The following is a 9,890-nucleotide window of genomic DNA, read 5'->3' on the forward strand; positions in this document are numbered from 1 at the left end:
GTTGGCGATTTATGCGCACACCTCCGCCGGCGTTTCGCAACTGACCTCCGAACAGCTCGCCGGCATCTATGATGGAACGATCACGAACTGGAAGGACGTCGGCGGCGCCGATGCCCCCGTCGTCGTGGTCAACAAGGCGGAGGGGCGCTCGACGCTCGAGCTGTTCCTGCACTACTTCAAGCTGAAGAACTCCGACATCAAGGCGCAGGTCGTCATTGGGGACAATCAGCAGGGCATCAAGACGGTCGAGGGCAACGTCGGTGCTATCGGCTACGTCTCCATTGGGACCGCGGAGTACTCGGTGAAACATGGCGAGCCCCTCAAGATGCTGCCGATGGCGGGTGTCGAGGCCAGCCTGGAGAATCTGCGGAGCAAGAAATTCCCGCTGTCCCGCGCGCTCCACCTGGTGACGAAGAAGGGGCAGCAGAGCGAGTTGGCTCGGAAGTTCATCACTTTTACGCAGGCCGCTGAGAACAATGATCTCGTGGAGAAGCAGTACTTCGTCCCGATCGGGAAGTGACGCGCTGCTGCTGTGGGGTCTTCGCGGGATGGGCCTGGTCTCGACGGCCATCGTGCTGCTCATCGCCGTGTTCGTCGCGCGCGAGTCCTTCCCACTGCTGCGCAGCGTCTCCCCAGTCCGGCTGTTCACGGATTCCGCTTGGAACCCCCTCGAGGGCGCCTACAACATGGCGCCGATGCTCATGGGGACACTGGTCGTGTCCGCCGGCGCGGTCCTGCTCTCCGCGCCGCTGGGCATCGCCTCGGCCATCTTCTGCAACTTCTACGCGCCCCCGTCCGTGGCCCGCGGCTACCGCGCGGTCATCGAGCTGTTGGCGGGGATCCCTTCGGTCGTGTACGGGCTCTGGGGGCTGATGGTCGTCGTTCCCTGGCTCGCGCGGTTCGAGCCTCCGGGGGTGAGTGTTCTGGCGGGGATCCTGATCCTGGCGCTGATGATCCTGCCCACCATGGTCATGGTGGCGGACGCGACCTTTGCCAGGATTCCCTCCGAGTACTTCCAGGGAGCGGCCGCGCTGGGCCTCTCGCGCTGGACGACGGTGCGGACGATCGCCATCCCCTCGGCCCGGCGAGGGCTCCTCACGGGGGCGCTGCTTCAGACCGGGCGCGCGGTCGGCGAGACCATGGCCGTCCTGATGGTCTGCGGCAACGTCGTCCAGATCCCCAAGAGCCTGGCCGACCCGGTCCGGACCCTCACCGCCAACATCGCGCTCGAGATGGCCTACGCCATGGGCGTTCACCGGGCCGCGCTCTTCACGAGCGGCCTGCTCCTGCTCGTGATGATCCTCGTGATCATCGCGTGCGCGGAGCTCGTCAACCGGGAGCGCAGCAATGCCTGAGCCGCGCGCACGAGTGATGGACCGGCTCTCCGCGATCCTGATCTGGGGCGTGGCGGGCCTCGTCGCGGCCAGCTTCGTGTGGCTGGTGGGGAACGTGCTCCAGCACGGCCTGGCCCAGCTGTCCTTCGAGTTCGTCACGGCGTCCCCCGAGGATGCAGGGCGGGGAGGGGGGATTGCCCCAATCATCGTCTCCACGTTGATCATCGTGGCCATCTGCATGGCGGTGACGGTCCCCGTGGGGCTCGGGACGGCCATCTTGCTGGCGGAGTTCCTGTCCGGCTCCAGTCGACTGGGCCGCCTCGTGCGGCGGAGCCTCGATGTCCTCGCGAGCGTGCCCTCGGTGGTCTTCGGCCTGTTCGGCAACGCCGTGTTCTGCCAGATGCTGGGGATGGGCTTCTCGCTCCTGTCTGGCGGGCTGACGCTGGCGTGCATGGTGCTGCCGTTCTTCATCCGGACAGCGGAGGAGGGGCTCAGGGCCGTACCCAAGGACTACCGGATGGCAGCCGCGTCCCTGGGGCTGTCGCACACGGGAACACTCGCCCACATCCTGATCCCCGCGGCGATGCCTGGGCTCCTGGCCGGGTTCATCCTGTCCGTGAGCCGCTCTCTGGCGGAGACGGCCGCGCTCATCTTTACAAGCGGTTACGTGGATCGCATGCCGAGCTCGCTCCTGGAGTCAGGAAGGACCCTCTCCGTCCACATCTACGATCTCTCCATGAATGTTTCAGGTGGAGACGGAATGGCCTATTCTTCCGCACTAGTACTGATGGTCATGTTGATCGTGCTAAACCGGATTGCGATGTGGCTGAGCCGGAAGTGGTCGACTCAGAGGGTGGTGGCTTGATGAGAGCTTCATATGAGTTGCAACTGGCCCCGGTCGAGACCCAGGAGAAGGACGAGCAGATGGCCCCAGCGCGCACGATGATCCACGCCGAGGGGCTCAGCGTCCACTATCGCTCGGTCGCGGCGCTCAAGGACGTGTCGCTGGAGATCCAGGCCGGTGACATCACGGCCTTGGTGGGGCCCTCGGGCTGCGGCAAGTCGAGCTTCCTGTGCTGTATCAACCGGCTCACCGATCTCACGGAGGGCTGTTGCGTCTCTGGCCACCTCGCGGTGGGGGGAGAGAGCGTCTTCGCGCGGGAGCTGGACACGATGTCGCTGCGGCGGCAGGTGGGGATGATCTGCCAGCGCCCCAACCCCTTTCCGCTCTCCATCTGGAGGAACCTCGAGCTGCCACTGCAAGAGCACGGGGTGAAGGACCGCACCGAGCGCGCGCAGCGCATCGAGCAGGCCCTCAAGGACGTGGGCCTGTGGGGTGAGGTGAAGGACCGGCTACAAGGCTCGGCCCTGTCCCTCTCCGGCGGGCAGCAGCAGCGGCTGTGCATCGCCCGCGCGCTCGTCCTCAAGCCGGAGGTGCTGCTCCTGGACGAGCCCTGCAGCGCCCTGGACCCAATCTCCAGCGGCGTGGTGGAGGAGTACGTCGCCAACCTCCGCGGAACCTGCACGATCGTCATCGTCACCCACAACCTCGCGCAGGCGCGCCGGATCGCTGACCAGACCGCTGTCTTCTGGACGCGCAACGGGCACGGCTATCTGCTCGAGTCCGGCTCTGCAGAGCAGGTCTTCGAGAACCCCCAGAACCCGCTGACAGCTGCCTATGTCAAGGGGCTCCGCGGCTGAGTCCTGTGCACTCTTTCAGGTGATTGAAAGTGAGTGCGTGTACGTATTTAAAAACAAGGATATGTCGCTATTGTATTTGCGTACTGGGTTGGGTATTGTGCAGTTGTTTCCCGAATTCCGAACTTGGTGAATGGAGTTTACTTACAATGTTCGACTCTACGGTGACTGAGCGGTATAGCCAGGCTGCGCAGGCACATGAGCCCGGTCTATGTTGCCCGGTCGATTACGACCCGAAGTTCCTCAAGATCATCCCGCAGGAAGTTCTGGATCGGGACTACGGGTGCGGCGATCCGGTCTCCCACGTTCGCGAGGGTGAGACGGTTCTGGACCTGGGCAGCGGTGGCGGCAAGGTCTGCTTTATCGCCGCGCAGATCGTCGGGCCCAAGGGCAAGGTGATCGGCGTAGACATCACCGACGACATGCTGAAGCTGGCTCGCAACGCCACGACCAAGGTGGTCGCGCAGCTGGGCTACAACAACCTCGAGTTCCGGAAGGGTCGGATCGAGGATCTGACCACGGACATCGAGCGGCTCGACGAGTACCTGAAGGAGAACCCTGTCCGCAATGAGGCGGACCTGAAGCTGCTCCAGCTGAAGACGGAGCAGATGCGCAGGGAGTTCCCGCTGGTCGCGGACAACTCGGTGGACGTCATCATCTCCAACTGCGTGCTGAACCTGGTCTCGCCCGATCAGAAGCACCAGATGATGAAGGAGATCTACCGCGTGCTGAAGCCCGGTGGCCGGGTGGTGATCTCGGACATCGTCTCGGATGAGGACGTGCCGCTGGAGCTGCAGCAGGACAAGGATCTGTGGAGCGGCTGCTACTCGGGCGCCATCCGGGAGGACCGCTTCTTCTCCGCCTTCGCGGACGTGGGGCTGTACGGCATCAAGACGCTCGCTCGGGATGAGGCCCCCTGGCACACCGTCAACGGCGTCGAGTTCCGCAGCGTGACGATCGCCGCCTACAAGGGCAAGGAGGGGATCTGCCTGGATCACCTGCAGGCCGTTGTCTTCAAGGGCCCGTTCCGGCGCGTCGAGGATGACGACAACCACCTGTATGAGCGGGGTGTGCGGATGGCGGTCTGCGAGAAGACCTTCCGCATCCTGAACCGCGAGCCCTACAAGGAGTACTTCGACTTCCTCCAGCCGAACCAGCCGGTGAAGCCGGAGGATGTCAAGCCGTTCAACTGCGCCGTGCCGACCGTGCGTGATCCCAAGGAGACGAAGAACGGGGTACGCTTGGTCTCCGCGGAGGCAATCCAGGCGGCTGTGGCGGGTTGCGCTCCTGATTCGGGTTGTTGCTGATTTTCCCTGTAGCTCAGAGAAAGGGTCATTCAAAATGAAGCGAGTCTACTTTTTCGAGAAGATTTGTTGTGGGCCGAGCGCGGGGCAGGGGCTGCTGGACTTCATCCAGAAGCGCTTCGGAGAGCAGGTGGAGACGAAGGCGTTTGATCTCAGCAAGGCGAAGGGCATGCTGCCCATCCCCGCCAGCCTGATGATGAAGATTCAGACCCAGGGTCTTGGCTGCCTGCCGGCCCTCGTCGTGGACAACGTGGTGGTTGCTGAAGGCCGCATCCCGAACTTCCTCGAGGCCGTGGAGCTGGTGCAGACCGGCAAGACCACCGCGGCGCCCGTGGCAGCTCCGGCCGCGAAGACGGGCTGCTGCTAGCCCCCAGTCTGGTTTGCCCGCCGCCTCGCGGCTCTGCTGCATCCCTGCAACTGCATTCTCGTCACACCGCTAGCGAGGGCTTTGCCCTCGCACGGTCTTGCCTACCCTCAACCCTACAAAACAGAGCACATACCCAATGCTGAATGTCCAGAAGCTGCGCGGCGACTTCCCCACCATCAACGGCCAGAACATCTACTTCGACAGCGTCGCGTCCTCGCTGACGCCCATGGTCGTCGTGGACTCGATCATCGAGTACTACACGAAGTATCGCGCCAACGTGCACCGCGGCAACTACGATCTCTCCATGCAGGCGTCGGAGAAGTTCGAGGGCGCGGTGATGAAGATCGCCAAGCTCATCAACGCCAGCCTCGAAGAGATCGTGATCACCAGCAACACCACGCACGCGATCAACGAAGTGGCGCTGACGCTGGACTTCAAGGAGGGAGACGAGATCCTCCTCTCCAGCCTGGAGCACTCCTCCAACCTGATCCCCTGGCTCCGCCTGCAGAAGAAGGTGGGCATCAAGACGAAGTGGTACAACCCGGGCAAGCTGGGCCTCTTCGATCTCAACGAGTTCGAGAAGATGCTCACCCCGAAGACGAAGCTGGTCACGCTGACGTTCGTGTCCAACGTGCTCGGCTCCGTGGTGCCGGTGGAAGAGGTGGGCAAGCTCTGCAAGGCGCGCGGGATCCTGTTCCTGGTGGACGCCGCGCAGGCGGTGCCGCACTTCAAGATCGACGTGAAGAAGATCGGCTGCGACTTCCTGGCCTTCTCCAGCCACAAGATGCTGGGCCCCACGGGCCTGGGGGTGCTCTACATCAAGAAGGAGCACGCCGAGAACATGATGCCGGCGTTCCTGGGCGGTGGAACGATCAACACCGCTGAGTGCCACTGTCTGTCTCTGGATTCGTGCGACATCGACGCGTGTACCTTCAGCGAGCTGCCCTACAAGTGGCTGGCCGGGACGCCCCCGATCTCGGAGACGATCGCCACGGGTGTGGCCATCGACTACCTGACTGGCATCGGGTACGACAACATCCACGAGCACACGGCGAACCTCATGTCGCGCGCGATGAAGGGTCTGACCTCCATCAAGAACGTGGACATCTACGGCCCGCTCAAGGCCGAGCAGCGCAACAGCATCGTCTCGTTCAACGTCGGCGATCTGCCGCCCTCCGAAGTCGGCCGCATCCTCAACGAGGAGTTCCAGATCTCGGTGCGCGCGGGTGACCACTGCGCGGTCAACTACTTCAAGGATGTCCAGGCCGAAGGGACCGCGCCGGGCAATGTGCGCGCCTCCTTCTACGTGTACAATACGGAGGAGGAAGTGGACCGCCTCCTCAACGCCGTCGAGAAGATCTCGAAGTTGACCGTCTAGCAGCGCGCCTGTCCCTCAAACCGGGAGAGACTCATGGAAATCGCCATCTATATCGCATCAGACACTGACCAGGCCGCTGTGGACGCCCTGTTCAAGTCACTGGGCCCGGACGCCCAGGGCAACCAGCTGCGCACGGTCAACCTGGCGGGCTCGGAGCGGGATGGCATCCCCGCCGAGGTCATCCAGGTGATGATGCTGAAGAAGACCGGGACGTTCCCGCTGACGGTGGTCGACAACAAGCCGGTCGTCAGCGGCAAGTTGCCCACTCAGGAGGAGCTGGTGAAGTTCGTCCGCGAGGGTGTGGACGGGCCAGCCATCCTCGTGAATGGCGGCATCAACAGCGCGGTCGACTTCCCGTTCAAGAGCCGCCTGCACATCAGCCTGGACGTCAACAGCATCGAGAAGTCGCTGCCCTTCTACCGGGTTCTCTTCAACGCGAACCCGACGAAGCTGAAGAAGGACTACGCGAAGTTCGAGCTCGAGGATCCGCCGCTCAACATCACGCTCAACGCGTTCGGCCGGGAGGTGTCTCCGAAGGACGCTCCGGTGAACCACTTCGGCATCCAGGCGAAGAACAGCGACCGGGTGATCGAGGCGAAGGAGCGCTACGTCAAGGCAGGCTTCCACGTCGAGGAAGAGACCCAGACCGCGTGCTGCTACGCGGTGCAGACGAAGATCTGGGTGGCGGATCCCGACGGCAACAAGTGGGAAGTCTACGTGGTGACCGAGGCTGACAACGAGGCGGGCTGCGGCGACGACTGCATCTGCTGGGATGAGATCACGCCCAGCCAGGTCCAGGTCTCCGGCGCGCCGGACCTGCTCAAGCTGAACATGCCCGGCAAGAACTGAGTCCCGGGCATCGGGAGGGGGCCGCTTCGTGGGGCCTCCTACCTGATGCCGCGGAAGTGCTCGCTCAGCTGCGGCGGCCTGGCCGCCGCAGCCGTGCGAGGAAGCATCAGATGGCCTTCCAGGCCATGAGCAGCTTCTGGGCGACCTCGGTGGTGATGAGCGGCACCACGCCGCCACCCGCCAGGATGTTGACGATCTCGCTCATGGAGCCCCGGCACACCCCTCCCCAGGCGGGTTGCTTCGCCAGCCCTACCGAGGCGTAGGCGGAGTAGTCCACGTAGAAGGAGGTGGGCAGGGCGCCCGTCTCGGTGCAGACGAAGTGCTCCTCGGGCTGCGTCTCCACCAGCTCCTGCACCACGTAGCCGCCGCCGGTGGTGTCCGCCACAGCGCGCTCGCACAGCTCCGGCCAGCTGAGGGGGGCCCCGTAGATGGCCTGCACGCGCTCGTTGTAGGGCACGGTGCCCACCGAGTCGCCGAGGAAGATGGCCTTCCCGCCGTAGCCCCAGGAGCGCTTGAGCGCGAAGTGGCGAGGCTCGGCGGCGACGGCGGCCACCAGCTCGTCCAGCTTCTCTCCGCCCGGGCCTATGGTGGGGCCACGCCGGAAGCGCCGCGTCCACGGCACATGGGCGCGGATGGCCGCCAGCTCGTCCGCACTCAGGCCCACGCCCTCCGCGAGCTCCGGATCGGCAACAGCCTGCGAGAGCAAGGCGAAGGTGCTCTTCACCTCCATCTGCGCGGTGGGCGGGTTGAAGAAGACGGCCTTCTTTCCGGGCACTGTCGCCAGGAAGTCCTCCAGCCAGGGGGAGGGTGTCTCCTCCAGCCGCTGCACGAAGAGGTGGAGGTAGACCAGATCGTACTTCTTGCCGTTCACGGTGAAGGCCTCCTCCCCGGAGACCTCGTCCGGGTGGACAATGTCCGCATCCGCGCCGAACTCGCGGAAGCGCTCGGCCAGGTAGCGCAGCTCGGTGATCTGCGCGTCGTTGCGGCGGCAGAGCAGGGCAACGGTGTTCGGCTGCTGCCCCTTGCGCTCGATGGCGTACCCGTCCAGCAGGGCGCGGTAGAGGGCCAGGGCATTGCTGCCGTTGAGCGTCAGCAGCGCGTGGATGGCCTTCTCCGGGTAGCCGAAGTGGCGGGCCACCACCTCCAGGAACGTGCGCGCCGCGATGTCCGAGTACCCCTGCATGGCGGGGATGGTGGTGTTGATCTCCAGCGCGCGGGGTTGGTTCGCCGTGTTCACGAAGAAGTCCACCCGGGTGGTGGCCAGCCGGGAGACGTGGCGCCAGGTGCGCTCGACGATGGAGCGCTCGAGAGGGGAGAGCGCCCCGAGCAGCACGTCCGCGGTGCTGCCATTGAGCACGGCGTCGGCCATCTTCAGGGTGGCCGAGGACAGCGTCGCGGTCAGCTCGGAGCGGCGGCGGATCTCCGCGGCATCCAGGATGACAGGGGTGGCGGTGATGGGGATGGGAAGCGTGGTGCCGTCTTCTCGAGTCACGGCGAGGCCGCGCTGGTAGGCCGTCTGGGCCAGCTCGGCACCAAACTTGGGGGCCTGGAACCGCAGCACTTCTAAAAGTTCATTCACGGGGCTAAACCCTCTTCCATGGCCAAGACACTCGAGTTCTTTTTCGACTACGCCAGCCCCTACTCCTACCTCGCCTCCGAGCAGCTGGCCGCCGTCGTGAAACGTACCGGAGCCGAGCTTCGCTGGCGCCCTTTTCTGCTGGGGGCTGTCTTCAAGGCCACAGGGAACGTGCCGCCCATCACCAACCCGAGTAAGGGCATGTATCTCGCCAAGGACCTGGAGGACTGGACGCACTACCTGGGCCTGCCGTCGTTCCGCCTGCCTGATACCTTCCCCGTCGACTCTCTGAAGGCCAACCGGCTCGGGCTGGTGGCGGCCGAGCACGGGAGCATTGCCCCCTTCTCACACGCCGCGTTCCGGGCCTCCTTCGTCGAGGGCAAGGACGTGAGCGATCCGCAGGTGCTCGCGGAGCTGGCGCGCTCGGTGGGAATGGAGCCCGAGAAGGCGCTGGCGCGGATCGACAACCAGGAGATCAAGGACGCGCTGCGCCGCAACACGGACGAGGCGGTCGCGCAAGGCGCCTTTGGGGCCCCCACCTTCTTCGTGGGAGAGCGGATGTTCTTCGGCAACGATCGGTTGATGTTCGTGGAGCGGGCGCTGAGCGAAGCCTGAGGGGCCCGCGAGGGCTTGCAGGCATTCAGAGAGAGAGGAGACACGGCATGGCTACGCTGACTGGAGGGCAGCTCGTCGGTCGGATGCTCAAGAAGGAGGGCGTCCGGCACATCTTCACGCTGTCGGGTCTGCACGTGGCCCCCATCTACGCGGCGTGCGTGGAGGAGGGAATTCAGGTCATCGACACGCGCCACGAGCAGGCCGCCGCGCACGCCGCGGACGCCTATGCCCGGGTGACGCGAGGGATCGGTGTGGCGGTGGTGACGGCGGGGCCGGGCGTAACGGACGCGCTCACCGGCGTGGCCAACGCCAACGCGGCCAGCTCGCCGATGATCCTCCTGGGCGGCGCGGCCCCCATCTTCAACCAGAGCCGCGGCTCGCTGCAGGAGATGGAGCAGGTGGATCTGTTCCACCGCATCGCCAAGTGGTCGGACCGCGTTCCCACGCCGGAGCTGGTGCCGCTGTACATGGCCAAGGCGTTCCGTGTGGCGCTCTCCGGACGCCCGGGCCCCGTCTTCCTGGAGCTGGCGTGGGATGTGCTCGGCAACGGTGCGGACGAGGCCACCCTGAACATGCCGTCGCGCTACCGCACGGATGCGCGGCAGCCGCCGGACCCGCGCAAGGTGGACGAGGCCATGGCTCTGCTCCAGGCGGCCGAGCGCCCCGCCGTCATCGCGGGCTCCTCCGTCTACTGGGACGGGGCCTGGGACGTGCTGCGCCGCTTCTGCGAGACGGCGCAGGTCCCCGTGTACCTCAATGGGGCGGGGCG

The 9,890-nt window shown here is 65.1% G+C and carries 11 protein-coding genes; 10 read left to right on the forward strand and 1 reads right to left on the reverse strand.

What is annotated here, in order from left to right; genetic code table 11:
* The 8 genes from VD972_RS25230 to VD972_RS25265 form a co-directional block, all read left to right on the forward strand.
* Positions 1 to 520, forward strand: a 520-nt coding sequence (locus VD972_RS25230; protein ID WP_324991194.1) for a substrate-binding domain-containing protein, incomplete at its 5' end; no start/stop codon positions are given.
* Positions 477 to 1,355, forward strand: a complete 879-nt coding sequence (gene pstC / locus VD972_RS25235; RefSeq protein WP_324991196.1) for a phosphate ABC transporter permease subunit PstC — start codon at positions 477 to 479, stop codon at positions 1,353 to 1,355. The genes VD972_RS25230 and pstC, both read left to right, overlap by 44 nt.
* Complete coding sequence (pstA, locus tag VD972_RS25240) at positions 1,348 to 2,199, forward strand: phosphate ABC transporter permease PstA (RefSeq protein ID WP_324991197.1); 852 nt, start codon at positions 1,348 to 1,350, stop codon at positions 2,197 to 2,199. The genes pstC and pstA overlap by 8 nt, the downstream gene beginning before the upstream one ends.
* An 80-nt stretch (positions 2,200 to 2,279) precedes the next feature.
* The gene (locus tag VD972_RS25245) at positions 2,280 to 3,035 is read left to right on the forward strand and encodes a phosphate ABC transporter ATP-binding protein (protein WP_414654120.1); all 756 of its coding nucleotides are present in this window, start codon (positions 2,280 to 2,282) and stop codon (positions 3,033 to 3,035) included.
* Between the two features lie 146 nt (positions 3,036 to 3,181).
* Positions 3,182 to 4,339 carry a methyltransferase domain-containing protein gene (locus VD972_RS25250; RefSeq protein ID WP_324991200.1) on the forward strand — a complete coding sequence of 386 codons (1,158 nt, stop codon included), beginning with the start codon at positions 3,182 to 3,184 and terminating at the stop codon, positions 4,337 to 4,339.
* Positions 4,340 to 4,373: 34 nt separating this feature from the next.
* Positions 4,374 to 4,703 carry a hypothetical protein gene (locus VD972_RS25255; RefSeq protein WP_324991202.1) on the forward strand — a complete coding sequence of 110 codons (330 nt, stop codon included), beginning with the start codon at positions 4,374 to 4,376 and terminating at the stop codon, positions 4,701 to 4,703.
* Positions 4,704 to 4,839: 136 nt separating this feature from the next.
* Positions 4,840 to 6,081, forward strand: a complete 1,242-nt coding sequence (locus VD972_RS25260) for a cysteine desulfurase (RefSeq protein WP_324991204.1) — start codon at positions 4,840 to 4,842, stop codon at positions 6,079 to 6,081.
* 33 nt (positions 6,082 to 6,114) lie between these two features.
* Positions 6,115 to 6,930, forward strand: a complete 816-nt coding sequence (locus VD972_RS25265) for an ArsI/CadI family heavy metal resistance metalloenzyme (RefSeq protein ID WP_324991206.1) — start codon at positions 6,115 to 6,117, stop codon at positions 6,928 to 6,930.
* A 106-nt stretch (positions 6,931 to 7,036) separates the two neighbouring features.
* Here VD972_RS25265 and VD972_RS25270 read toward each other — a convergent pair whose 3' ends face one another.
* Positions 7,037 to 8,509: a hypothetical protein gene (locus tag VD972_RS25270; RefSeq protein ID WP_324991207.1), complete on the reverse strand. Its 1,473-nt coding sequence runs from the start codon at positions 8,507 to 8,509 to the stop codon at positions 7,037 to 7,039.
* 18 nt (positions 8,510 to 8,527) lie between these two features.
* Here VD972_RS25270 and VD972_RS25275 point away from each other — a divergent pair, with 18 nt between their 5' ends.
* Positions 8,528 to 9,121, forward strand: coding sequence for a 2-hydroxychromene-2-carboxylate isomerase (locus VD972_RS25275; protein ID WP_324991208.1), 594 nt, complete (start codon positions 8,528 to 8,530; stop codon positions 9,119 to 9,121).
* A 47-nt stretch (positions 9,122 to 9,168) separates the two neighbouring features.
* On the forward strand, positions 9,169 to 9,890 hold a 722-nt coding region (locus VD972_RS25280), incomplete at its 3' end, for a thiamine pyrophosphate-binding protein (protein WP_324991210.1).

It is taken from the genome of Hyalangium sp., from assembly GCF_035629615.1.
Classification (GTDB): Bacteria; Myxococcota; Myxococcia; order Myxococcales; family Myxococcaceae; genus Hyalangium.

Bases quoted from the DNA above. Each gene is read 5' to 3' on its own strand.
- pstC (WP_324991196.1), top strand. From the start codon at position 477: ATGATCTCGTGGAGAAGCAGTACTTCGTCCCGATCGGGAAGTGACGCG.
- pstA (WP_324991197.1), top strand. From the start codon at position 1,348: ATGCCTGAGCCGCGCGCACGAGTGATGGACCGGCTCTCCGCGATCCTG.
- VD972_RS25250 (WP_324991200.1), top strand. From the start codon at position 3,182: ATGTTCGACTCTACGGTGACTGAGCGGTATAGCCAGGCTGCGCAGGCA.
- VD972_RS25255 (WP_324991202.1), top strand. From the start codon at position 4,374: ATGAAGCGAGTCTACTTTTTCGAGAAGATTTGTTGTGGGCCGAGCGCG.
- VD972_RS25260 (WP_324991204.1), top strand. From the start codon at position 4,840: ATGCTGAATGTCCAGAAGCTGCGCGGCGACTTCCCCACCATCAACGGC.
- VD972_RS25265 (WP_324991206.1), top strand. From the start codon at position 6,115: ATGGAAATCGCCATCTATATCGCATCAGACACTGACCAGGCCGCTGTG.
- VD972_RS25275 (WP_324991208.1), top strand. From the start codon at position 8,528: ATGGCCAAGACACTCGAGTTCTTTTTCGACTACGCCAGCCCCTACTCC.